This is a genomic window from Micromonospora yangpuensis (genome assembly GCF_900091615.1).
GTDB lineage: Bacteria > Actinomycetota > Actinomycetes > Mycobacteriales > Micromonosporaceae > Micromonospora > Micromonospora yangpuensis.
Genome location: NZ_FMIA01000002.1, coordinates 1,626,446 through 1,651,939, shown reverse-complemented (window position 1 = coordinate 1,651,939; position 25,494 = coordinate 1,626,446). Strand labels below are relative to the sequence as shown.

The window sequence follows — 25,494 nt, the reverse complement described above, 5'->3', positions numbered from 1 at the left end:
GTGGCTGAGATCGTTGGTGGGTCCACCCCGGCCAACGACGGGGAACGCCGGGTCATCGCGCACCTGCGGGACAACGCTCCCGGCGACTGGTTCGTGCTGCACAACATCGAGATCCCGGTGCGCGACACCGCGTACGAAGTGGATCTGGTAGTGGTGACCACCCGGGCCGTACACCTGATCGACGTAAAGGGCACCGCCGGTCGGATCGACGTCGCTGGCGTCCGGTGGTATCCACAGGGCCGCGACTCGTTCGCCTCGCCGGTGCGCAAACTCCGGGGGCACGCCAGGGCCTTGAAAGGCATATTGGAGCGGGCCCGACCCGAGCTTTCCCAGGTCTACGTGGGCCACCTGGTGGTCCTGGTCGGTCGCGACGCCCGGCTGGTCGACCCCAGCGACCGCCCCGACGCCGACGCCATCGACGTCGTCGATTTGCCCAGCCTGATACCGGCCCTCGATGACCCGGCCCGGATCCGGGCCGGCATGATCCGCGACATCCGAGCCCAGCAGGCGACCGTCCTCAACGCCCTGGGCAGCGGTGTCCGCCGTCGCACCGGGCCCCGACACTTCGGCAACTGGCAGGTCTGCGAACGGCTCGGCGGGGACGAGGAGGTCACCGAGTACCGGGCCCGCAACGCCACCATCGTCGCCTCGGAGACCGTGCTGCTGCGGGTCTACCGGGCCGACCCGTTCCTGCCCGCCGATCAGCGGGCGATGCAGCGCCATGCGATCGGCAACGCGTACGAGGTCCTGACGAAGATGCCGCCGAGCCCGCACATCGTGGGCCGACGCGACTTCTTCCCCACCGACGACGAAGGACAGTTCGTCCTCGTCCTCGACGACGTCGACGGCCAACCGCTGACCGTGCACCTGACCGACCCACGGCAGGCGCTCAGCGCCGACGTGCGGCTGCGGATCGTCGCGGACCTGCTGCGTGGGCTCACCCACGCGCACACCCACCGGGTGCTGCACCGGGCGTTGACCCCGGCGTCGGTGCTGGTCACCCGGGACAACCGCGGCGTGCTCACCGGGTTCGACTACGCCCGGCCACAGGGGCCACGAGACCACTCGGTGATCGACCGGCTGGCCGACGCGCTCGACCCGGCCTACGTCGCCCCCGAATGCCAGCGGCGGGCCCAGGCGATGAGCCCAGCGTCCGACGTGTACGCCGCCGGGGTGATCGCGTACCGGCTACTCACCGGCGAGCTGCCATTCGCCACCACCGACGACCAGATCCGCCGGGGCAGCGTACTGCCGCCGGAGGTGATGACCGCTGCCGGACTCAGTCCGGCGCTGGCCGAGCTGCTGCGCCGGATGTGCGCGTTGGCGCCATCGGCGCGGCCCACCACCGCCGAGGCCCTGCGTGACCTGGGGTGGCTGATCCGACCGGGCAACACCAAGCGGGCCAAGGCTGCCTCCACGCCGACGCCGCCGCAGCCCGAATTCCGGGACCTGCCGCCAGGTCACCAGCTGACGCACAAGTTCACCATCCGCCGCCGGCTCGGCAAGCCGGGCTCCTACGGCACCGCCTACCAGGCGTACGACCGTCTTGCCGGCCTCGACCGGGCGGTGAAGATCGTGCACCGCGACCGAGATTCAGTGATCGAACGGCTGCGGGTCGAGTATCAACTGCTGCTGCGGCTGCCGGCACATCCCAGTGTGGTCAAGGTAGAGAGCGCCGACTTCCTCGACGGCGGCGAGATCCCGTACCTGGTCTTCGAATACGTCGACGGTCAGCAGGTCGCCGACCTGGTCAGTCAGCGGGCGCTGGGGCCGGCGGACACCGTGCGGCTCGGCATCGACGTCGCCGACGGGCTTACCTACCTGCACGACAACGGCATCTACCACTGTGACATCAAGCCCGCGAACCTGCTGAGGACCGACAACGGCTGCAAGATCATCGACTTCAACGTGGCGGTATCCGACGATTCCAGCCTGTCGCGCACCGGTGGCACCGCCCGCTACGCCCCGCCGGACTTCGCCGTCGGCGGGCCGGTCACCCGCGCCGACCTCATCGACCGGGACGTCTACGCGCTCGGGCTGACCCTCTACGAGGTGCTGACCGGTCAGTGGCCGTTCTCGGATCGCGCCGCCACCATCGGTCGGCGGCCCGATGACCCACGCCAGGTGCCAGGGCTCGGCAACCTCTCCGAACGACTCGTCCACACCCTGTTGACCGCCATCGCCCCACTGCGCAGCGAGCGGTACACCAGCGCCCAGCAGTTGCGCGACGCGCTGCGCGACCTCGGCGACCAGGTGTTCGAGCCGGTGCGACCGGAGCCCGCCGACCCGGTGCTCCAGCCGCCCACGCCGTCGTCGGCCGGCAGCAACCCGTTCGTCGGGCACCTGCAGACGCTCTACAGCCAAAGCGTCTGGAGCAACGCCGGCACCCGCGCCGGCGGCAACCCGGCGTTCGATCTCTACGTGACCACCGCGCTGGACGACAAGCTCACCCCCGACGTGTTGGCCGGCGCCTACCGGCTGGTGATCATCACTGGCAACGCTGGCGACGGCAAGACCGCGTTCCTGGAACGGCTGTTGACGGTCGCCACCAAGGACGGGCCGCGCATCCCCGTGCGGCGTGCCAACGGAGCGGACTTCGAGACCCCCACCGGCCTGGTCCTGCGGACCAACCATGACGGCAGCCAGGACGAGTCGGACAAGCACAACGACGATGTCCTGCTGGACTTCTTCGCGCCGTTCGCCGGTGCCGACCTGGCCGGGGTCGCCGGAGAAACCCGGCTGATCGCGATCAACGAAGGTCGGCTGGTCGACTTCCTCGACACCCACCGGTCGACGTTCCCGACCCTGGCCGACCAGGTGCTGACCGGTCTGCACGGCCGGTCCGAAGCGCCGACCGCCGGCGCTGACACGAGTGCCGCTGGTCCAGGTGCCGCTGAGTCAGGCGTCGTGGTCATCAACCTCAACCGCCGCAGCCTGCTGGACGACTCCGACGAGCTCAACGGTGCCGTCTTCGACCGGATGCTAAGCCGGATGACCCACCCCCAACGGTGGGAGGGGTGCGACGGGTGTGTGCTCGTCGACAAGTGCTACGCCCGGCACAACGCCCAAACCTTCGCGCACCCGGCGATCGGGCCGAAGATCACGGCACGGCTGCGGATGCTCTACCGCCTGACCGAGCTGCGCGGCATCGCGCACATCACCGTCCGCGACGTCCAGTCGGCGCTGGCCTTCATGCTCACCTCCGGTCTCGACTGCGCGGACATCCACGAGTTGTACGCCAGCGACCAGCTCACCGAGGTGCTCGACGGCTTCTACTTCAACAGTTGGGCCGGGCCGGTCGACGGCGCCGACCGACTACTGAACCTGTTGACCCAAGTCGATATCGCTGCGGTCGCCGATCCGGGCCTGGACCGCCGGCTCGACTACGTCGGCCCGGACGCCGGCCGCGCCCTGATGACGGTCGACCAGCGCGGTGAATACGACCTGCAGCTGCTGCAACGCCTGGTAGGCGATCTGCCACGTGGCACGGCAATGAGCTCAGCCACCGGCCAGGCGCACCGCCGCTACCTCGCCGCCGCCCGTCGCCGGTTCTACTTCGAGTGCGTCGACGACGAACGGTCACGACGGATGCTGCCGTACCGCTCGGCATCGGACTTCCTGAACCTGCTGGCCCGCCCGGACGACCTGCCGTCTCGGCTGCCAGAGCTCATCGGCGCGCTGAACCGCAGCGAAGGACTCGGCGACGCCGCCCGGATCGCCGACGCGTTGGCGTTGCAGGTCCGATCGGTGCCCGACGGCAGGATCCGCAGCTACCGGCTGTTCCCCGCCGGGCAGCTGTCGTTGCGCGCGGACGGTGCGCCGCAGTCGCCCTACCTGGAGGGTGGTGCCCAGGAGCTGGTGCTGGGCTACCGGAGCGCAGCCGACCAGCACGCCGCGCTGCGGATCCGGCTCGACCTGTTCGAGCTACTCAACCGGCTGCGGGACGGCTACCTGCCCGGCATCGCCGAACGCCAAGGGCTGCATCTCGGCCTGACCATCTTCAAGCACGAGCTGTCCGCCGCCCCGTACCAGGAACTGCTGCTCACCGCGACCGGGCGGGAGCTGTGGCGGGTGCTGCGGGAGCCAACTGGGCAGATCCGGATGGAGCCGGTGGCCCCACGGGAGGAGTCGTAGTGGGGCTACACAAGGACGACAAGGAGTTCCGCCACCCGGCGGTCAGCTACCTCGACTACAAACAGCTCGACATGGACCGGGTGCTCACCGCCTTGCTGCCCCGGCTGCGGTGGAAGGGCTCGCCGAGCGTGCTGGTCGGCTCGGGGGCGGATCTGAGCGTCGACGTCTTCGTCGAAGAGATCACCAAGCATCCTGATCACTTCGTCGGATTCGACCCGGAGGTCACCGCCCGCTGGCTGGAAACCCACCTGCTCGACCTGGTAAACCGGGGCAAACCTGGCCAGGCCATCGCCGGGCTGCGTCCGCTGCACGGCTTCACCTACCGCTTCCGAGTAGCGCGCCGATCCCGGCCATACGGTGCCGACGAACAGCTCTACTGGATGCTCCATCACGGCTCGACAACTCGTGGCACCGTGCTGGAGCAGCTGAAACGTTTCTTCTTCGCGGGGGTCGACCAACGGATCGGTGGCGTCGGTGACGCCACCGAGGTCGACGTCGAGACCCAGACCCTGATCAACCTCTGCGAGGCGGCCAAGACCAAGGTCACCGACCGGGAGGACCGCAGCCGGGTCCGCAAGATCTACCCACCGCTGGACACCGCCGCCGCCGAGCTACTCACCCAAGACGTCACCCGGCTGCTGTACCACCGGGGAGTCGTACCCCGATCGGTGCTGGTCGACCACCTGAAGATCCTGTTCGCCTTCCACCTGGCGCGGTACCACTTCCGGATCATGAAGACGTTGCCGATCTGGACAACCGGCGACCGCGTCGGATTCGGCGGCGGATTCTTCCTCGACGTCGCGGGAGTGCCCGGCACACCCGCCGCCCGGCTGGCCGAAACGAGCGCCCAGGCCTGGTACGACCGAATCCCGGCGTTCGTGCAGGCGACCTTCACCGTGAAGAAGCTCGACGACTTCGGCTGGCACCTGGTGAAGATCGGCAAGCTACGCAAGCCGGCCGATGGCATGTTCCTCATCGAGCAGCTGTTGTCGCTGCTGGGCCCGGCGCACAAGGCCGACCGGGGCCGGTTCGCCGAAGCCCGGTTGGCCCGGGTCGTGGAGGCGGCATCCGGCGAGGACAACGGCCTCGATCCGCAGATCGCCGACCTGCTGCAGCTGAAGCTCGACCCGTTCGCCACCTACATCGAGATCATCACCGCCTACCGGATCAAGTTCCACCGTGGCTACCTGACCGATTGCCTCGACAGCCTGCTGCTCAAACACCGTCCTGGCGCGATGCTCACCCAGCCGCGTCGCGGACAGCGCCGCTTCGTGCTCGACAGCCGACTACTCGAAGTGCTCCTCCAGTTGGCCCTGCTGCGGCCCGACGGCGCCGGGGCGCTGCGGACCGCTGCGATTCGAGTCGACGAATTCCTCGCGGTGCTGCGCGACCGGTATGGGTTATACATCGACGAGCTTCCGCCAGGGGACGGCTTTGGCCAGCCCAGCATCATCGACCACCGGGCGCTTCGGGAGAACCGGGCCGCGTTCGTCGCCCGGTTGCGGGAGATCGGTTTCTACACCGACCTCTCCGACGCCTACCTCACCCAGACCATCACCCCGCGTTATCGCCTCGGGCCCGACGGAGCGCCACGATGAGCACCGGACTGCGCGAAGTCACCGACACCGACCTCGACGAAGCCCTCGAACGGGTCCTGGTGCCCCGGTTCGCCGCGCTGCTCGCCGCCCGCGGACCGGGGCACTGTGTCCGGGTGACCGACCTCGGCGCGCCGCTGGCCGCCCAGCTGTGTCGCCGGCTACGCGGCGCGGCCGGTGCCGCCGCCCAGGTCCACGTCCTCGGACAGCCACCCCAGGTGCCCGACGATGTGGCGATCAGCGGCACCAAGCTTGTCGAGCTGCGCAACCCCGACGCCGATGACCGCCAGCGCCCACCGCTGCTCGTGTTCATTCCACCCGGCACACACGCCAGCGCCGAAGACTCCTTCGGGGTCGCCACCTTCGAGCAAAGTGAACCCGGCGACGTTTACCAGGAGCTCGCCACCCGCCTGCAGACCGCCCTACCCGACGGGCTGCGCACGGCGATCAGCGAACTATTCGGCGTGCTCGACGAGCAGGCAACCGAGGCGTACGGGGTCGTCGCCGGCCCGCTACAGCGGGCCCGGTTCCTGCTCACCGTCGAACACAATGACCGGGACCGGCAGGCCGTCGGGGGCGCGCTGTTCGAGCTCGGGCTCATCCCCGACTTCGAGCTGTTCGCCGACCCCGCCCAGGTGCGCACCCGGGCGACCCGCAACGCCCGGACCATCCAGGCGCTGAACCGCGCCGACCGCTCGGTCCGGCAACGCGTCGTTGACCTGCGGCTCACCGACGCCGCGTTCCGCGCCAAGGTGGCCGAATTCCTGGCCGACGTCGGCCAGGACACCTCCCCGGAGTGGACCCGCCGGATCGTCGTCGACCGCGCCAACTGGGGGCTGTCGTTCCACCGCTGGCCGCTGCCGGAGGACCGGGTCGCATCGGCCGTACGCATCACCATCGACGAGCTGCCCCTGCCGCGGGCCGGCGGGCGAGCTGAGCACCGCGACCACCCGGTCCTGGGCAGCATCACCGGCCAGGCTTACCTGCCAGGCGGCGCATCCGGCCAAAACCAGCTGTCGGTGGTCTTCGGGGTGACCCCGGACGCCCGACAGGTCCGTGGCCTGACCAGTTTCTCCGTCCAGCTGATGTCCGAGGAGTCCGGCCCGACCGGGATACACACCACCGTCAAGGTCGGCACCAACCGACGGGAGGCGTACAAGGCGGTCCTGAAGCGGCTGCGCTCTGCCCGGCTCGACCACGGCTGGCACTACATCAGGGTCACGCCGATGGACAGCACGGGCGTGCCGCTTCCGGTCGAGACCTCCCAGCCGGCAAGCCGCCGCGACCAGCCGGAATCCGAGCTTCCGCCCAGCCACCCTGACAACGAGAGTGACCGGTTCTACGTGGTCGCGGAAAACGACCTCGACGAGCCGCCCAACCAACCCAACAACCGCCGGACCGCCGGAGTGACCCAGGAGCTGCTCCGGCTGGCGTTCGAGGCGTCGGCGGACGGGCGGGACTGGCAGGAGGTCAGCTGCCAGCAGACGTCATGGAAGGATCAGGCCCGCACCATCGTCGAGGCCGATTTCGGCGGGCATGGCACCGCGCAGGTGGCGCTCGCTCCTATCCTCGCCGAGCTGGAACGGCAGATCCTGGCCGAGCCCACCCGGCTCGCCGGCCGTCAGTTGAGCACAGCGGCCGGGCAATCGCCGCGCCTTGTCGAGGTCGAGCATCAGCACCCACCGTTGGCTGCCTCCGAACGGCTCGACACGTTCCTCGCCACCCGGGCCGCCGTCCTGACCGCGATCAGTGGCGACGATGGCATGGTCGTTGCCGGCCGTGATCTGAGCCGGATCGACACCGCCGTACTCGCCTACGCGGAGGCATACACCGAGCTGCTCTACGGATCGCTGCACAGCACCGGGCGGATCGCTGACACCGAGCTGACGCGGCAACTGACGACGTTGTTGCAGATCGACACCGTCGTGGTGGAGCACCAGGACATCCGGGGCAACCTGCACCAGCTCACCCTGGTCGCCCCCACCCACCCACTGCGTCTGCTGTGGATGGTCACCTGGGCCCGGCTTGGGCGGCACTGGCTCGCGGAAGCCTCGTCCGTCGCCCCGCTCGTTCACGCGGGTGACAAGGACCGGGTACGGGCGGCGGCCGAGCGGTTGTTCGCCCTGGCACCGACCGGTTTCCCGCTGACCGCCGTCGGCACCGACCGCCGGCTCAGCGCCGCTACCGTCGATTTCGCCACCCACTGGGGGGTCTACCTGCCGGCGGAAACGGGCGACCCGCGGACCCTGTTGGCCGACGTGGCATCGGCGCTCGGCGTGCCGGACAGTCCGAGCGCGGCCCTGACGGTCACCGCCCGACAACTCGCTGACCGGATCGAGCGCTACGTCCGGATGCACCCCTACGTCGCCACCCTGGTCCTGTGCGTGGTCAACCCGGGGCGCGCGGAGCAGCTGGCGGACACCCTCATCGAGCTGGAACGCCGCAAGAACCTTCGGCATCTCTCGTACGACCTGCGACTGTTCGCGGCAGACCCGCAGCAGACCGGCACCGGTGTGGCGCTCGCTCAACTGCTCAGCGGCGAGTGGAGCACCACCGCCGAGGCGGAGACGTTCTGCACACCGACAAGCGCCGGGTTGGCGCCCAAGCTCGCCGTCGCGGTGCTGCCGCTCGACGACTTCCGCTCGGCGACAAGCCGGCACACGGCACACCTCACGCTGCTTTTCGATGCCTTCAGCGGCGAAGATCTCGGTGTCGGTCCGGCCCGCCCCGACTCGACAGCACCCCTGCACGGGCTGGTCCAGGAGTTGACCGTCGACTACGTCGACACCACCGACGGCATCGTGGCCTGGCACAAGCAGCCCCGGCACGGCCCTGGCCGGGACATTCCAGGGTCCGAGGAATACTCCGACCTGCTCACCGCACTTCCCCAGGCGATCTCGGTCGCCACAGCGACGGTGGCCACCGGCGAAGCAGGAACCGGGCTGGTGCCACGGATAACGCTGAACCTGACCGCCGCCGACGCCAGCCTGCTACACCAGGCACACCGCTGCAGCGACTGGGTCATCACCGTGGACCGGACCTTGGGCGTCGAGTACTTCGACAGCCCGGGAAGTTCCCGCCGCCCCGACTACATCATCGACTTCGCCAGCACCCGACCAGACGGCCTCGGCCACCAACTGGTGGTCAGCTCCAGGTCTGTCGACGAGCTGCGCTCCTTGCTGCGTCCAATGCTGGATCAGCACGGATTCCAGGTCGACCGCAGACACGCTGGAACCTTCTTCGACCAGCTTCGGCTACTGTCCGGCAGGCTGGCCTTCAAGATCGCGTCCACCGCACCGAACCAGCGGACCGAAGTCCTGGGCTTGGCGCTCGCCCGGCTCTACCTGGAGCACCAGGCAGTCCTGGGCAACCAGATCCTCGTCCCCCTCGACTCCCACTTGGAGCTATACCGCGACGCTCGCCGCAGAGCCGACGAGGTCGCCGAAAGCGTCGGACTTCGACGCACCGACCTTGCCCTCTTCAGTCTCGACGCGCAGCGACGCGCCATCACCTGCCGGCTCGTCGAAGTGAAGTGTCACAGCACGCTGACCAGCATCGCGGACCTGCAGAAGGTCCGAAACGAGATCACCGAGCAGCTCAGCCGCAGCAGAGACGTGCTCGCCGAGGGCTTCGACCCCGCGTACTACCAGCCCGATCGTCCTGACCGGGCGAGCCGCAACGCAGAGCTCGCCGCGTTGTTGCGCTTCTATCTCGGCCGGGCGATCCGCCACGGCATCGTCGATGGTGCCAGTGAGATCGCGGAAGAAGCTCACTGGATGTTGGATCACCTCGACTGGGGATATCAGCTGAGCTTCACCCAGACCGGACTCATCTTCGACCTGCGGGGCAGCGGAACTGACCAAGACGACGAGGGCGAGGTCGAGTTTCACCGCGTCGGCCGCGACGTCATCAGCGAAATACTCGGCGGCATCGCCACCGATCCGGTTCTGGCGGCGGCTTCGCCGACCGACACCCACTCCGAGGGGACCTTCGGAACACGTCAGTCCACCGTCGCACGTCTGCCACAGGCCGCGTTCCGGGCACCTGCCCGCGACCATGTCGTGCCGCAGGGTCGGCCACCGAGCGACCGCGACCCCGAGACCCCAAACGACCGAGACGATGCGATCACCGATGCAACGCCAATTGGGCCGAAGCCGGTGGAATCCACCGAACCAGCGGAACTGCTGGAGTCGACAGATCGGTCAGAACAGCCGGTGCCCGACCCACCGGCTCCATCGGTTCAGCCTGACATCTACATCGGCGCAGTCGGTCCGTCCCCCCAGTACGGCATCATCGGCGAGTACGGCGGGCGGCATATCGCTCTCGACCTGAACGAGACCCACACCATCAGCCTGTTCGGCGTGCAGGGCGCTGGGAAGAGCTACACGCTGGGCACCATCATCGAAGCTGCTTCCCTCGCCACGCCACCGGCCAACCGGCTGCCGCAGCCGCTGGCCACCATCATCTTCCACTACAGTCCGATCCTGAGCTACGTACCTGAGTTCACCAGCCTGGTCGCCCCCAACTCCGACGCGACGCAGGTCCAAAGTCTGCGAGACCGCTACGGCGTAGCGCCGGCCGGGCTCGACGATGTGCTGATGCTGGTCCCCGAAGACCAACTGGAGCAACGCCGGAACGAATATCCCGGCATCGAGCTGCGGGCACTCAAGTTCAGCTCGACGGAGCTACGGGCCGCACACTGGCGTTTTCTCATGGGAGCTGTCGGCAACCAGTCCACCTACATCCGCCAACTCGGCCGGATCATGAAGGCGCACCGCAACAACCTGTCCATCGACGCTCTGCGCGCCGGGGTCGACCAATCGTCGTTGTCGGATCCCATCAAACAGCTTGCCCACCAGCGTCTGGACCTAGCCGCCGACTACATCGACGACACGGCCCGCATCCAGGACCTGGTCCGCCCCGGTCGGGTAATCATTGTGGATCTTCGAGACGAACTGATTGAGAAGAACGAGGCTCTCGGCCTGTTCGTCGTACTCATGGAGCTGTTCTCGGAAGCCACCACCGCCGGGCGTCGGTTCAACAAACTCGTCGTCTTCGACGAGGCACACAAGTTCATCGACAGCCCGGATCTCGCCGCCGGGCTGATCGAGAGCGTGCGAGAGATGCGACACAAGGGGATGAGCATCCTGGTGGCGAGCCAGGAACCAGCATCAGTGCCGATAGCCCTCATCGAGCTCTCCAACCAACTCATCTTGCACCGGTTCACCTCTCCAGCCTGGTTAAAGCATCTGCAGAAGGCCAACGCCGCTCTCGCCGAACTAACGCCGGCCAAGATGGCAGCGCTGGGACGAGGAGAGGCCTACATCTGGTCAGGCAAGGCGACCGACCCAGCCTTCAGCCGCAGCGCCGTCAAGGCACACATCCGGCCGCGGATCACCGAACACGGCGGCAGCACCAAGACCGCAGTCGCCGCCGACTCGGGACTGACCCAGAGAATCTCGCCATAACTCGAAAGATCCGTTTACTGCCGGGACGCCAGCGGTTTGATCAGCTTCTACGGAGAGTGACTCGACCTGCTGCTGACGGCCCACACCGGACTTCTTTATGATCCACATGGGTGCCGGTTCTCAAAGGACGTCTCGTAACCCGGTGAGGCGTTGCCGCGCAACGGTTCCTGGATCAGCAGGCCAGGATGACGTTGTGGAGGTGAGCGATGCCGGATACAGTGCCGGTCAGTGTGTGGGCGGCGCGGCGGTAGTCGCGCAGGATCTTGAAGCACTTCATGCGGGCCAGGGCGCGTTCGACCTGGGCGCGGACGGTGCGGTGTTGCTTGTTCAGGTCCGCCTTTCACTCGGGCAGTTCGCTGCCGTCGGCGGGCTTGCGGTACGGGGTGATCACCTCGGGGTTGCCGCGGTAGGCGCCGTCGGCCATGACCGGCCCTCCGGCCAGCTTCTGGTCGATGCCGTTGGTGCGGAAGACGATGGTGTCGTTGCGGTTGCCGGGTTGCGGATCGCCGAGGGCGGCGACGAGGCGGGTATGGACGCCGATGGCGGCATGGAGGTTCGTGCTGTAGCGGTAGTTCTTGCTCGGGGCGGCCAGGCGGTGGTTCCGGGTCGGAATGAGGTTGCCGTCGACGATGGTGATCTGGTTGACCCGACGCCGACGCCCCGGGGTGAGGGCGAGCAGGGAGCCGGCGGTGTCGATGACCCGATGCGCGGCGGAGTGCGGCACCCCGAACAGCGGGCCGATCTGCCGCATCGTGAGGTTCGTGCGCCAGTACGCGGCCACCAGCAACACCCGATCGGCGAGGTCGAGAGACCACTGCCGGCCAGGCCGGCCGTCGGCGATCGCGTCACCACCACGTTCGGTGACCAACCCTGACCAGGCGGCGAATCTGGGCGGGCTGTAACCCAGTGAACGGGAAGATCCACTCCGGGCGGGCTACGGAGATCACCTGCATCCCGTCTCGACCTACTATGGACCGGCCACCGAATTGCGAGACATTCTTTAGGTTACTTAGACTTCCTGAGCCAACGAGGGAGGCACATGCCGCTGGACGAGGGTACGACCCTCCTGCGAGGACGATACGAGCTGGGAACCCGCAGGTCGGCCGCCGGGTACGCCGAGGCGTGGACCGCCTACGACGAGGACGGCCTGCAGTACCTTGTCCGCACGTGGGCCTACGACGGCGACGAGCCCGACCCTGTTCAGCGGGCACTCTGGGACGCCGAGTTGCGCACTCTCTACAAGGTCGGCAGCAGCCCTGGCGCCGACGACACCCTGGCCGTCCTCAAGGACGCCGGTCTCGACCGCGACGCGAAGTCCTTCGTCATGGTCCTGCAAGCGGCCGGCTACGGCAGCGTCGCGGACGCCCTCGCTGCTCGGACCGAGCACGGCTGGCTCTCCTCCCGCGACCCGGCGGATCGGCGGGAGCTCTGGCGAGCCGCTGGCCGCGTCGCCGCCGGCCTGGCCGTGCTGCACTCCCAAGACGTCCTGCACCGTGACGTCGGTGCGGCAGCCCTGCTGTACCTGCCCGACGAGCCCACCGAGTCCATTCGGCTTGGCGGCTTTGAGTGGTCGGTCCGGCTCGGTCGCCCGCTGGACGCCGACCCGCCCGTCAGTTGGTCCTCGCCGCCCGAGCGGCTCGCTGGCGACACCGCGGCCTGGCGCCCCGACGACGACTGGTTTGGCTTCGGCATGCTGTGCGCACGCCTGGTGCTCAACCTCGAGCGGTACGCGAACAACGCTCCGGCCGAGCGGTACGCCCGTGTGGTCAAGGCCATTGAGGCCGCCAAGACGACGCTCACCGAGCCCGAACGGGCGCTGCTTCTCCGCCTGATCGACCCGGACCCGCTCGAGCGGATGACCCGCCCGCACGATGTCCAGCTCTCCGTTCGTGGGATCGTCGCACTGCTTGCGGCCCCACCGGCAGCCCGCGCGGACGATCGGCCTTTCACGCTCATCGTCAACCCGAAGCAGGTTGGGCTCTACGACTACCTGCTGGAGCGAGGGCTGCGGGAGCACCTCGGCTTAGACGACGGCCAGCCCTATGACCCGCGTAACGTCGCCCATACCGACGGCTTGGCGGTGTTTCTGCGCCGCGACCTTGACGGCGGGTCCCTATACGCCGTGCCCAAGTAAGATACCGTTTTGCTGGTCGGCCGACGCACCGTGGTCCGGCTCCGCAGATACTCCGATCGCGACGAGACGCCAACGTGGCAGATCGCGTTCTGTGTAGGCCCAGCCCAGCTCACGAAGAGTGAGGGAGGATCGGCCCGAGTGCGACTGCCGGCTGGCCGCCTCGCGGTCCGTTCGACAAGGGCCGCCCACAACGACCGCGGCCTGGCCCTGGCGTCCGCGACATGGGAGACGGTGCTGCCTCGCATCGATCGCGGCGCCGACATGGCGCGCGACCTCGCCCAATTCCACCAGTTCGTCCGCGCTACTCACCAGATCGAGCTGCTCATGCTCGACGCGACGATCTTCCCCATCGAGCTGGTCGCCGGGCCGGACCCCGCCGACAACCCTGGCTTCGAGGAAATCACCGTTCGTGAGCGCCTACGCCCTGAGAACAGGCAGGTCGTCGCGTTCCTGCACAACGACGACCTCGCCGGTTTCCTCCAGCGCGAACTCGAGGCTGGCAAGCCTGACAGCGGCAGCGTGATCTTGTCCGGCGAGCACGGGGACGCCCTGGCGCTACCCGCCGGTGGCAAAGACAACCAGTGGCGCGTCCACGCCGTGGACGACGCCGCGCGGACGGCGACACTCAGGCGCTCGACTTTTGACCCCGACCGTCCGCCTCCGCCCGGCTGCGGATACCTGCGCGGCGCGGGCATGCCTGGTCAACTCAAGCTCATTCGACGTCGCAAGCAGGCTATCGACGCCCTCGATCGCCACAGCTACCTGCTGCGCAGCTTGGCCGCGCCCGGCCAGGTGTACATCGACACCGGCGCGGCTGACCTACCTGTCCGGCTCGCTCCGGAGACCGTCGACGAAGCTAAACGCCGCGCGATCGAGGACATCCTGCGGGTCCGGCCCATCTACGCCCTGCAGGGCCCGCCCGGTACCGGGAAGACCACGCTGGTCGCCTGGCTTCTGCGCGAGATCCTCCACGACGACCCGGTCGCGCAGGTCCTGGTCACGGCCCAGGCACATGGCGCCGTCGATGTCCTCCGGGCACGGGTAACTGAGGCATTCGAAGGCGTCGCATCGGAGCGCAGGCCCCTCGCGGTCAGGCTCGGATCCCGCAGGGACGACGACACCGCCCAAGACACAGTCGAGGACGTCGCCCTACAGGTCCTGCGCGACAGCAGCAGCACCCTCGCTGGCCTGTCTGACCGCACACCCGCCCAGCAGGGTTGGCTCGACCATGCCACGGCGATGGCCGAGGAACTCGCCAGCCACGAGTCGCGAGGGACCGGCGCCGCCGACTTCGTCGAACTGGTCAAGCGCGGCGCGAACCTAACCTACTGCACGACCAGCGCCGGCGAGCTTGAGGCCATTGCCGGCGACCAGTCCTTCGACTGGTCCATCGTCGAGGAAGCCGGGAAGGCGCATGGCTTCGACCTCGCGCTACCCCTTCAGGCGGGCCACCGGTGGCTGCTGATCGGCGACCACAACCAGCTCCCGCCGTACAGATACGAGGACTACCTGCGCGGCGTTGACGCCCTCGATGCGGTTGTTGAAGCACTGCAAGCGCTGCCCGATCCCGGGCCTGGCGTCCTGGACTGGGAGTGGGTCTCGTCGTGGAAGGACAAGACCACCGAAGAACGCATCGCCTTCCAAGGCTACGCCAAGGACTGGCTCAAGACCTTCAAGCGCACATTCGAGCACTGCCAGGTCGCCGTCGGCCAAGGCGACGCCGGGCAGCGCTTGACCGACGACTCGGTGGGCGGCGCCGCAGCGGGCGTACTCATCGAGCAGCACCGCATGCACCCCGACATCGGCGAGCTAATCTCGCGCGCGTACTACGGCGATCGGCTCGTAAACAGGACTGTCCAGGAAGGTAGGCCCATTGCCCGCGTGCTGCACGGCTTCGCCGAGCCGCTCGATATCCGCAGGAAAGCGATCGTCTGGCTCGACGTCCCGTGGTGCCGCGACGACCCCAGGACCACCGAGACCGGGCCGACCCAGGGCCGACCGCGCTACACCAATGACGCCGAGGGCACGGCCCTGGCAAATTTCCTGGCGTCGCTGCGGCGAGAGGCGCCGGGCACCGCAGAGCTCGCCGTCCTGTCGCCATACAACCAGCAGGCATCTCTGCTGCGACGCCGGATGAGGAAGGCCACCCTCCCTGAGGGGATTGAACTCAAGCCCACCCTCAACGCCCGCCCTGGCGCTCCCGGCGGCACCAGCGGCGTCCACACCGTCGATTCCTTCCAAGGTAACCAGGCCGACGTCATCGCGGTGAGCCTGGTGCGCAACAACCTTCACGACCCGGGACATGGCCTGGGCTTCCTGGACGAAGCGAACCGGCTCAATGTGCTGCTGTCCCGTGCCGAGCGGCTGCTCGTGCTCGTCGGCTCCTGGGACTTCTTCCAGGAGCAGGTCCGCACCGTCGAGCTCGACGACACCGCAAACCCCCTGTGGCACCTCAAGCGGATTGTCACCGACCTGAACGATTGGTTCGCCTCTGGCCGCGCCGTTCGGCTCGGCGCCGACCTTGGTGGCCTGTCATGATCGTCCTATTGCCAGTGAGCCGGTTTCGCGTTCCATACGACCTCGCACGCGGCAAGCCGTACAGCCGGCTTGAGCACATGGTGCTCAACGCCATCGCCGACGGCGGCGCGACCCTGCGGTCGCTGGCCGAGGCCTTCCGCGTGCACGACAGGCTTCTCGTTCAGGCCGTCGTGACGCTCGTCAACGCTGGCTGGGTCGCCGTCCAAGGAGGGCCACAAGCGTCGTTCGTGCTCACCGGGGCTGGCCACGAGGCCGTCAGCGGGGACCGCGAGCCCGTGTCGGTGATTGTCGAGACCGCACGTCCCGGCATCGTGGTGATGGAGCGTCACTCCGGCCAGATCGCCCGGCAGTCCGAGGCTCGGTCCTACCGCCGCGACGACCTGACCGAGGTCTGGGACACAGCCCCCAGGATCGGTACGAGGATCGTGCGCGACTCTGTGGACGAGGCGCAGGTCCAGAAGCTCCTACACCGCGAAACCGGTGAATGGGTGCGCCGAATCGGCCGAATCGAGGAAATCAGCCGCGACGCGCACTGGCTCCCTCTCGACGTTGACATCGACGCCAAGCAGGTACTCGGTCTGCCGCCGCCCTGGCGCCACGCCCTTACAGCCCCGGCCCTGGCCACGGCCGCCGCAGCGGTCGGCGGTTCCCCCCGCACGCTTGTAACGCCGCGCGGGGCGGCCCGTCCCACGCGGCGCCGATTCCTGGCCGTAACCGACGAAGACCGGGTACACCGGCGCGGCACCACCGTGCTGCTCGCCGCCGACGACGTACTGCGCGGCGAGCAGGCGCACGCCTCCGCTCTGGCCCAGGCGCTCCAGTCGGCACGTACCAGCGTCGCTTTGGCCATTCCCCGTCTCGACGGGCCAGACGTGTTCGAGGCCCTGGCCGCTGGCTGCGCCGACGCCGTGACGCGGGGCGTCCGCGTAGACCTGCTGGTCGGCTCCACCGATGGGGACCCTGCCGCTCTGACCGCCGTCGCAAACCGCATCGGTTACGGTGCCGACGCCCGCCGAGGCCGGGAGTTACTGCGGACCCGCGTCACGGGCAGCGGTGCCAGCCTGCTGTTGTGGGACAAGGGGCCCGGACAACTCGTCGGCGTCGTCACCGGCCACGGGTGGGTCGGCGCGACGGCAGGAAGCCCCCACGCTGCGGGCGTAAGGGTCCTTTCGCCAGCATTGTGTGCCGACCTCGCCCGCGCCGTCGCCTCACTGTGGACTGGTCGTAGCGGCGATGATTTCGCGGGCGAGCCGATTAGATGGCGGCGCCATGCCGACGACGTCGAAGAGGAGGCCGCCCGCTCATTGGACGCCGCCGTGGACGGTACGGCCACCACAGCCGAGCTGCTCATCGACGAGGAGTGCCTGGCCGTGGACGACGTCCCGGCCGCCGACGCCACTGTCGGCCTGTTCGTCTCGGACCAAGCGGGCGGCGATGCCGGGCGCAGAGGCGTCCAGCTGATCGTGCGCGGCCCCGGCGCCAAGCTCGTCCGAGCAGCCCCGGACACGCCCGGATAGCGGTGTGGCTGCTCACCTACGCCGACCGGGTTGAGCGGATCCTCCGGCGACTTCGCTTCGCCGCCCTCGACCTTCGCGGCGGTGAGGCGGCCAGAAAGCTGCGGCTGCCGGCAGGGCCGCGGCTCCTCCGCCGCAGCCCTGCAACGCCTTCGCCGAGCAGCTTCGCCGGGCGTCAACGTCCGATGCCGGCGTCACTCGCGGAACTCAGCTTGCGTCGAGCCCGAGGGACGACGCTATTAGGGGGTCCATGTTGCCGATGTCAGGTCCGTGCTCGCGGCGCAGCCGATCCTGCTCGGTCGGTTCGGTGAGCACCTGCCAGGCGGTGCTCAGAGCTTTGGCCTGCAGCGCCTCGTCGTTGATCTTGTACCGAACCACCGGCTTGCGGGCATCCTTGGCCAGCTTCTTGGGGTCGCCGACCTTGCCGGTGCGGAAGGTGCGCCCGGTAGCGGGGATCTTATCGACGAGCCGCAGGCGGTAGAGCATGTCAGCGGAGCGCCAGGTGGAGCGGTGCAGCCGGAAGAGTGTCTCCCTCCACCCGGAGGTGACGAACACCCCGGACTCCTCGTGTTTGCGGGGCCGGTGGGACCGCACAAAGCGCAGCATGAGGTACGTGGCGATCTCAGCGTCGGAGAGCACCCAGACCCACATGTTGGTGAAGAACTCGCGCGGCAGCGTCACCGCACCCCGGGTGGGGACGGTGTAGTCGGGGTGCTCGCTGCTGCCGGTCTCCGACAGTAGTTGGAACTCGTCGTATCGCCGGCCGCCCTTGGGTTGCCGGGGGATCTGGACTAGGTGCTGCTGCTCGAGCCGGGCCAGCGCCTCGGTGATCTGCCGGCGTCGTAGCGCTGCCTTGACTCCCGGTGGGGCGCTGTCGCCTCCGTAGGGCTTCGTGGGGCGCACGTCGGACAGCACGAGTTCGCGCCAGCCGGCGTACCGGTCGTCGGCGCGCCGCACGATGTTGCGCGGGTTCCGTACCGGGGTCTCGGGGCCGTGCCGGCACTGGGCGTCGAACAGCATCAGCAGTTGCAGGCGCAATTGCAAGCCCTGGGTCTGCAACAGCAGCGGCACCACCGGGCCACGCTCATCGTCCCGGCGGGTGTAGACGAACGGCGCGCGGATTCTGATGTGCGTAGGGCGGATCCCCATCGCGGTCGTGCCGTCTCGCCCGCCGGTGCGCCACAGGTGGTGCAGCCGTTCGGCGACCCCGTCGGCGAGCAGCTTGCGGCGGTCCTCCCCATCGAGGGCTTCGCGTAGCCGCCTCAGCCGGGCGATGCGGGCACCGGTCGCCAAGGCGGCCGGCTCGGTCGCGGCGCTCACTGCGGGTCCCGCAGCACTCGGGCGAAGCCCGTCAGCGCGTTCAGCACGGCCAGCGCGTGTCGGCGGGTCGCGGGGCGGCGGGCCGCCAGCGACAGGATCGCCACCACGACCGCAGCGATGGTGATCAGGGCGAGCGGCACGGCCACTACCAGGGACAGGATCAGCCAAAGCTGGTCAGGGACGCCCCACATGTGTCACGCTCCAGAGAGTTCAGCAGTGGAGGCTCGTTCACCGGATCTTTTGTCAGGGATGCCCGGTGGCCGAGCCTTCGCCGTCTTTCGGCTGAACCCCACAGTGACGCATCCGCAGCGGCTGTCGGAGGGTCTGATCTTGGAATCATTCTCCCCCTTGCCGACCACAAAGCTCCTTTACGTAACGCTGCTATGTGGTCGCCTAGAGGGGGTTTTCAAGAGGTGGATTTCGCTCGAGAGGTTCCCATATTGCGCGACGCCCACCCCGGGACCGCAGGCCTTGCGCCTGGGCGCCACCTCACCCCATCCTCAGAACCATCGAACTTACGTTCGATAAGCTTGCGTCTTTCCTCGCGGCGAGCACCAGCGAGGAGGGAGAGCACTGTGTCCGTGACGGCTCGCATCGACGGCCCGGTCGACGACGATCGGACTGGGCGCGGGCGTGGACCAGGCACGGCCGTATCGACACCGCGGCGCCGACGTCGCGCAGGCCCTCGACGCGGTGGACGCTGTCAGGCAGCGCCGCCACCGGACCGCGACGCTGAACCGGTTAGTCGACCGCGCCGACGACATCCCGCTGACCGCGCCCGACGCCGCCCGGTACTGGCCGTGGTGCCGGAGCTCGCCCGGCTGCTGCCGTGGCCGGGCGGCATCCGCCGCAGCGCCACGTTATCTGCGACCGGCGCGACCAACCTGCTCCCCACGCTGCTGGCCGCGCCGATGGCGCAGGGCACCTGGGCCGTGGTCGTCGGCGTGCCGCAGCTATGCGCGCTGCCCACGTCGGAGTACGGCATAGACCTGAGCCGGCTCACGATGGTGCCGCATCCGAGCGAGCGGTGCGCCGAGGTGGTTGCACCAGGTCATGAGCGGGGAGATCCAACTTGATGGCTGGACGTTCATTCCGGTCGGTCGATGACGGAGCAGGCTGGCTGGAAGCCCTGACCATAGAGCGCAATATGTTGCTGGGTGCAGGGCCAGCCGAAAAGGTCGGCTGGCCCTGGCCATCTGATAGACGATGAACCTGCGTCTTATGCCGGCCTTGCGGTGCCTCCGCGTCGTGGGACGACGGCGGCGGTGGCTTCGGCGGCGGCGTGTGAGAGTTCGGGGAGGACGGCGCCGTAGAAGGTGGCGGTGAAGTGTGGGCTGGAGTGGCGGAGCCGGTTGGAGATGACTTTCATCTGGACGCCGGCGGCGAGGCCCATGGTGGCGGCACCGTGGCGGAGGTCGTGGAGGCGGATGGGCGGCAGTCCGGCTTGGGTGGCGAGGTGGTGGAAGTGGTCGGTGACGTCGGCGGGGTGCAGCCGGCTACCGGTCGGGGTGGTGAACACCAGTCCGGTCCTGGTCCAGGTGGTGCCGGCGGCGAGGCGTTCGCGGTGGTGGCGGGCGCGGTGGGAGCGCAGGACGGTGACGGTTTCGGTGTCGAGGGCGATGGTGGCTTCGCTGTCGGTGGTTTTAGGGGTGTCGATTGCGGTGGCCCAGCCTTGTTGGACGAGTTGCCAGCGGACGGTGAGAGTTTTGGCGTCGAGGTCGAGGTCGTCCCAGTGCAGGCCGCAGGCTTCGCCTCGGCGTAGGCCGGTGAAGGTGATGAGATGGTAGAGGGCGTAGAGGCGGTCGTTCGCGTCGTGGGTGTGGTCGAGGAACCGGCCGGTGTGTTCGGGGGTCCAGATCATGACCGCGCTCGGGGTCTTACCGGTGTCACGCCACGTCTTGACGCGTTGCTCGGTCCAGACTGTGGGCTTGGGCGCTCGGGCGCGGGGTAGCTCGATCAGCAGGGCGGGGTTGATGTCGAGGTAGCGGTGGCGGCGCATCGCGTCGTTGAGGGCCTTGCGCAGGGTGGCGTGGATGACGTGCATCGTCCTCGGTCCGACGACCCGCTGGTTCTTGACCTGGTCGCGTTTGGCGGGGTCCCGGCTGGCGCGCAGGGTGGCGATGGTGGTGTTGCGTTCGGCGATGGCGTCGTACATGGCGTCGATGTGGCCGGGGCGGAGCCGGTCGATGCGCAGGTGCCCGAGGTGCGGGATCAGGTAGAGGCGGATGTGTCCTTCGTAGGAGCGCAGGGTGCCTTTCTTGATGTTCATGCGTCCGGCGAGCCAGCCGGTGAGGTAGTCGGCCATGGTGGGGAGTTCGGTGGGGGTGATGTCGAGGTGCAGGGTGCGGCGGACCTGGTCGGGGGTGGGTACGGGTGCGCCGGTCTTGATGGCGGTTTCGATGAGGTCGCCGGTTTTGACCATGACGTGCGGGTCGCTGGCGTCGGGGACGGCCAGGGCGGCGCGGATGCGGTCCAGGACCGTGTCGGCGTCGGTTTGGGTCGCGTAGGGGCCGTGACGTAGGGGGCGGCGGGTGCCGTCGGCGCGGGCGGGGATCTCGATCTGCCAGTGCCACTGGCCGTGGTTGCGGGACCAGCCACCGCCGGGCCGACGCAGATCAGGACAGGAGCGTCCCAGCCGGCGGCCCGTCGCGGTGTCGCGGCAGCCGCAGCGTTTGAAGATGGAGCCTTTCACTGGTCGTCTCCTGGGTGCTCGACGTGGTGCCGCCAGCGGTGGCGGGTGTAGTCCGCTGGTGGCGGGGTCGTTGCATCCACGCTCGACATGCCGCCGGCATCAAGTCGCCGATCAGCGGGCGGGGTGGGGTGGTCGAGCAGGAGGAGTCGCAGGAGGCCGGCGACCGGGACGATGATGCGACTCCCGGCGCGGATCAGGGGTGCGGGGAACGTGTCGGTGGCGGCGAGCCGGTAGGCCTGGGAGCGGCTGATCCCGAGTACGGCGGCGGCGGTGGGCAGGGTCGTGGCGGCGCCGAGCGCGCGGATCCGCTCGGCGGTCCACGGCACCTCGGCCGGCGCATGCGAGGTGGTCGGTCGGGGGTCGCTGTCCGGGGCGGTGTGGGCGTTCATGCTGGTGGGTCTCCTGACGACGATCGAGACGGCGACGAGAGGGGCGAGCCGGGAGGTGTCGCGGCCGAACGGTTCGAGGTCACGGTCGGCACGCGGTCAGCGGGTGGCTGGTGGCGGGCGGGTGGGTCCGTCGGGGGCGGGTCGGCTTTGAGGGTCTTCAGTAGCTGTGACGCCCGGGTGTTGGACACGGTGTGTCCGGCGGTACGCAGCGCCGAGGCAAGGGTGGCGCGGGTCAGGGGTTGTCCTTGGGCGGCGAGTTGGTCCTGGGCTCCTCTGGCAACGGCCAGCAACTCGTCACCGTCCACCGGCGGGGCGGACGGCCCGGGCTGTGCAGGGGTCCGGTGTCGGCGGACCGGTCCACCGGCGCGGCGACGGTCCGGCTCGCCCTCATGTCGAGGGCCACTTGAGTCGTGGACGGTCCGCTCGAAGAGATGACTGTCGGCTACCGGCAGGTTCTGGTCGTCGTGGTCCGGCCCGGACCGGGTGGACGCGGCGGCGGTGGACCGGTCCGCCACAGGCTGGCCGAGGTACGGCCCGGTGGGTGTGGTGTCGGTGTAGCCGAGGGCGATCTTGACCATGACGAGGAACCCGAGCGCGGGCACGGCGGCGGCGATCCAGCCGATCGGGGACGGCTCGGCCTCCACGACCTGCGCGGCAAGGGACAACGTCACCGCACACGCCAACACCGCAGCCGGGAACACCACCGACACCCCCGCCCGCTTACGGCGGCGTAGTTCCAGGCCGGAGGCGATCGACATCAACTCCAGCACGACCGCGTCCGCCCACGCCAACCACCCCGGCTGACCGTGCGCGGCGGCGACATCTCGGACGTGGGTGAAGCTGGCCGCGCCCGCCGCCCCGCCGATCGCCAGCATGATCACCACCTGGACGTAACCCTCGACCCGGCCCCGTCCCGAACCGTCCGCTTCATCCGGTGCGGTCGCGGCACACCACCTCCCCGGACCGGACCACCCGCACGTCCGGTCCACCCACCCGTGCGGACCAGCCCCGACGACAGACGGCCCCGGCCAGCGACGTCCGGACCGTCAGCGGACCGAACCGGAGGTGGACCGGCAGCCGGCCGTGGCGGGACCGAGACGACACCTCCGACAGGTCGCTGTCAGGGCCGCCCCGATCTGTCACCGCTCTGTCAACAGCCTCCCCCGCGCCCGTGACAGACCAGGACAGAGACGACCACCCCTGCCACGAGGTGAAAACGGCGACGGTCATGCCACCTCCCCGTCGGCCGGGTCGCGGTCGTCGAGGACCCACTGCGCCAGGTCGACGAGCGCCTGCCGGTGGCCGTCCCCGCCAGGCACAGCCCACACCGCCTGGGCGGGGCACAGGCCCGCCGTGGTGGCCTGGTCGCGGGCTCCGGTGGCCACCGACACCACCGGCGGCGTGTCAGCCAGCAGGCGGCGCAGGTTGCGTTCCCGGGCGGCCGAGTGCAACCAGAACAGCACCGGCCACCCCCGCCCCAACGCGATGAACCACTCCCGGTAGCCGACCAGCTTGCGGGTCAACACCAACAACGGCTCCGCACCGGTGTCGTACTCCAAAAAGAACGGCACCCGCACCCCGCCGACCACCCACAGGCCGTAGCCGTCCGGACGGACCCGAGGCTGATACGCCCGCAGCAGAGCCGGATCTCCCGCCCTGGTGAACGCCCCCGCCCGCTGGCAATCCACCTCCGGCACCCACTCCCCCAACCGCACCCCCGCACGGGTACGGGCATGACCGGCCAGATCGGTGAAGAACCCGTTCACCCCGAGCCGATGCTCCAAGGTGCGACTCGACGTCCACCGCCGCCGCTGCACCCGCGCGTGATCACGCCGCGGCGGACGCTCGTCCCGCCCCGCGGCCACCACCTCCGCGCCGAGCTGGTCCAGGACGTAGTGATACGGGTACGAGCCGCCATCGGCGCGCTGCGGCCGGAACCGCCCCACCAACCGCAACCGGTACAACGTCAACAACCGCCGCTGACAGAAATCCAGGGACGGAAACAAGGCGTGCGCGATCTGGAACGACGTCAACACCCCGTGGTCGTACAACCAACCCAACAGGCGGCGGTCACGACCGGTCAACTGCGACTGAACCCGAAGAACCGGATCATCCATCCACCATCACCTCCCCACCGCCACGCAGACGGCCTCCCCCAGGGGAGAGACCCGAGACCAGGACGGGTCTGTCGCAGCACAACCCGCCACCACCGACAGGCCACCCGACCAGCGGAACGAGCACGAACCGCACGTCCGTCCGAGGGTCCGGTCCAAGACCGACACCAACCCGGACACCAACACCGACCCCCGAACGAGGGCCAACACGGAAACTGTCACCGCCACCAACGACAGCAGCGGACGAAAAGACGGGATACGACAACGAAACTCCTTCAACGAAATCGTCACCGACGCCAACCGGCGCGGCCATCGCAGAAACAATCAGACGAAACGCGCAGACGTTCTTCATCGTGGAGTCACCGAACGACGAGCCACCCTCGGCACGAGAACGACCCGACGAAGGCCGTCCATCCGAGAACGATGGTCAACGGCCTGACCGACGACGACACGAGACGGACCTCTGCCACCACAAGGAAGACGAATGGACGCGATCGAGCCGGCGCCCGACGAACGGCACGACTCGTGGACCGGGGACAGCGCCGACCGCGAGCCACCCACAGGCAGCTGCGGCAGCACACCGGCTCAACCAGCAGGAACGACACCCTCCATGGCAGTCCCCCTGTCACCCAGGACCATCGGCGAACCCACCCGCCCCAAACCGACAACGACCGGAAACACCCCCACAGGGAGCACCACCAGACGAGCCGACCGAACCCGGTGAGCGGACCGCCGAGCGGTCGCGTCCATCAAGTACGCCTCCGCCACCAACACCCTGTCAACCACCCACACCCGACAGTCGATCATGAGGCTCCCGGACCTACCCGGACGGGTAAGCACCCGTCAACACACACTGACTTCCATTCACACGCATTGACCGCCTGAACGGTTAGAAAAATCGGCGACAAAATCTGCCACTCATCTCACAAGATGAGACGGGCAGCATTTTCTAGGGGCCAGATGACAGCCCACGATTCTTCGTCAGGAGAGCGGGACAGGGCGCCCAGAAGCCGTAGGGTCGGCGTCGTGGCCGAGACAGAGATCGAACCCGACCCGTCCTACATCGCCAACGTGACACGGGTCCGCGCAGCCGCCGGCGCCATCCTCCGCGACCAGACCGGCCGGGTCCTCCTGGTCCGCCCGACCTACAAAGACCTCTGGGAACTCCCCGGCGGCACAGTGGAACCCGACGAGTCTCCCGCTGGCGCGTGTAACCGCGAGATCAGCGAAGAACTCGACCTGTCCGTACCCACCGGAGCGCTGCTCTGCGTCGACTGGGTACCGGCCAACCCACCCTGGGACGGTGGACTCATGTTCCTGTTCGACGGCGGAACACTTACCGCGCAACAGATCACAACCATCCGACCGGACCCGAACGAACTCGACCACTTCGAGTTCGTCGACCCAGCCCACCTCGACCAGATGCTGATCCCCCGCATGGCCCGCCGCGTCACCGCCGCCCTCGCCGCCATCGGACACGGCGGCGTCTACCTCGAAGACGGCATCCCAGTCCCGAACGGTTAGACGGCGGGCACTATGCGCGGCACGTAGCGAGTGCGCCCGACACCCGCTCACCACCGGCTACCGCCAACCGCG

14 protein-coding genes and 1 pseudogene are annotated in these 25,494 nt (G+C 68.7%); 8 read left to right on the top strand and 7 right to left on the bottom strand.

All coding sequences use genetic code 11. From position 1 onward, the window contains the following. Genes mads6 through mads8 form a run of 3 tightly spaced genes read left to right on the top strand, consistent with a single transcriptional unit; the run spans window position 1 to window position 11,197 of the window. Window positions 1-4,134 (top strand): methylation-associated defense system protein kinase MAD6, encoded by a 4,134-nt coding sequence (gene mads6, locus GA0070617_RS07655; protein ID WP_091435278.1) that lies wholly within the window; start codon window positions 1-3, stop codon window positions 4,132-4,134. Next, a complete protein-coding gene (gene mads7, locus GA0070617_RS07650) occupies window positions 4,134-5,732 on the top strand; it encodes a methylation-associated defense system protein MAD7 (protein WP_091435276.1) in 1,599 nt (532 codons plus the stop codon). The genes mads6 and mads7 overlap by 1 nt, the downstream gene beginning before the upstream one ends. Beyond that, window positions 5,729-11,197: a methylation-associated defense system ATP-binding protein MAD8 gene (mads8, locus tag GA0070617_RS07645; RefSeq protein WP_091435274.1), complete on the top strand. Its 5,469-nt coding sequence runs from the start codon at window positions 5,729-5,731 to the stop codon at window positions 11,195-11,197. The genes mads7 and mads8 overlap by 4 nt, the downstream gene beginning before the upstream one ends. A gap of 172 nt (window positions 11,198-11,369) precedes the next feature. Here mads8 and GA0070617_RS07640 read toward each other — a convergent pair. Then, window positions 11,370-12,150 (bottom strand): annotated as a pseudogene (locus tag GA0070617_RS07640) (transposase family protein). 86 nt (window positions 12,151-12,236) lie between these two features. On the opposite strand from GA0070617_RS07640, the gene GA0070617_RS07635 reads away from it, so the two are divergent. From GA0070617_RS07635 to GA0070617_RS07625, 3 genes are all read left to right on the top strand, one after another. Then, a complete protein-coding gene (locus GA0070617_RS07635; RefSeq protein WP_091435271.1) occupies window positions 12,237-13,331 on the top strand; it encodes a protein kinase domain-containing protein in 1,095 nt (364 codons plus the stop codon). 138 nt (window positions 13,332-13,469) lie between these two features. Then, entirely contained in the window at window positions 13,470-15,869 is a 2,400-nt protein-coding gene (locus GA0070617_RS07630) for an AAA domain-containing protein (protein WP_091435269.1), read from the top strand. Beyond that, window positions 15,866-17,386 carry a phospholipase D-like domain-containing protein gene (locus tag GA0070617_RS07625; RefSeq protein WP_091435267.1) on the top strand — a complete coding sequence of 507 codons (1,521 nt, stop codon included), beginning with the start codon at window positions 15,866-15,868 and terminating at the stop codon, window positions 17,384-17,386. The genes GA0070617_RS07630 and GA0070617_RS07625 overlap by 4 nt, the downstream gene beginning before the upstream one ends. Window positions 17,387-17,590: 204 nt before the next feature. Here the strand turns inward: GA0070617_RS07625 and GA0070617_RS07620 are convergent, their stop codons facing one another. Continuing rightward, the gene (locus GA0070617_RS07620; RefSeq protein WP_091435265.1) at window positions 17,591-18,703 is read right to left on the bottom strand and encodes a hypothetical protein; all 1,113 of its coding nucleotides are present in this window, start codon (window positions 18,701-18,703) and stop codon (window positions 17,591-17,593) included. Continuing rightward, entirely contained in the window at window positions 18,700-18,894 is a 195-nt protein-coding gene (locus GA0070617_RS29760; RefSeq protein WP_139135613.1) for a hypothetical protein, read from the bottom strand. Before GA0070617_RS29760 ends, GA0070617_RS07620 begins: the two co-directional genes overlap by 4 nt. A gap of 612 nt (window positions 18,895-19,506) precedes the next feature. Here GA0070617_RS29760 and GA0070617_RS07615 point away from each other — a divergent pair. Beyond that, on the top strand, window positions 19,507-19,779 hold the full coding sequence (locus GA0070617_RS07615; RefSeq protein WP_139135612.1) for a hypothetical protein: 273 nt from the start codon (window positions 19,507-19,509) through the stop codon (window positions 19,777-19,779). 143 nt (window positions 19,780-19,922) lie between these two features. Here the strand turns inward: GA0070617_RS07615 and GA0070617_RS07610 are convergent, their stop codons facing one another. The 4 genes from GA0070617_RS07610 to GA0070617_RS07595 all read right to left on the bottom strand — a co-directional run bounded on the left by GA0070617_RS07610 (window position 19,923) and on the right by GA0070617_RS07595 (window position 23,901). Next, window positions 19,923-21,395: a tyrosine-type recombinase/integrase gene (locus GA0070617_RS07610; RefSeq protein WP_091435260.1), complete on the bottom strand. Its 1,473-nt coding sequence runs from the start codon at window positions 21,393-21,395 to the stop codon at window positions 19,923-19,925. Then, complete coding sequence (locus GA0070617_RS07605; RefSeq protein WP_229688101.1) at window positions 21,392-21,784, bottom strand: hypothetical protein; 393 nt, start codon at window positions 21,782-21,784, stop codon at window positions 21,392-21,394. The genes GA0070617_RS07610 and GA0070617_RS07605 overlap by 4 nt, the downstream gene beginning before the upstream one ends. Beyond that, entirely contained in the window at window positions 21,781-22,659 is an 879-nt protein-coding gene (locus GA0070617_RS07600; RefSeq protein WP_091446064.1) for a DUF2637 domain-containing protein, read from the bottom strand. Before GA0070617_RS07600 ends, GA0070617_RS07605 begins: the two co-directional genes overlap by 4 nt. A 351-nt stretch (window positions 22,660-23,010) precedes the next feature. Continuing rightward, complete coding sequence (locus GA0070617_RS07595) at window positions 23,011-23,901, bottom strand: replication-relaxation family protein (protein WP_091435258.1); 891 nt, start codon at window positions 23,899-23,901, stop codon at window positions 23,011-23,013. A 1,023-nt stretch (window positions 23,902-24,924) separates the two neighbouring features. On the opposite strand from GA0070617_RS07595, the gene GA0070617_RS07585 reads away from it, so the two are divergent. Then, window positions 24,925-25,422, top strand: a complete 498-nt coding sequence (locus GA0070617_RS07585) for an NUDIX domain-containing protein (protein WP_229688102.1) — start codon at window positions 24,925-24,927, stop codon at window positions 25,420-25,422. Window positions 25,423-25,494: the final 72 nt, after the last annotated feature.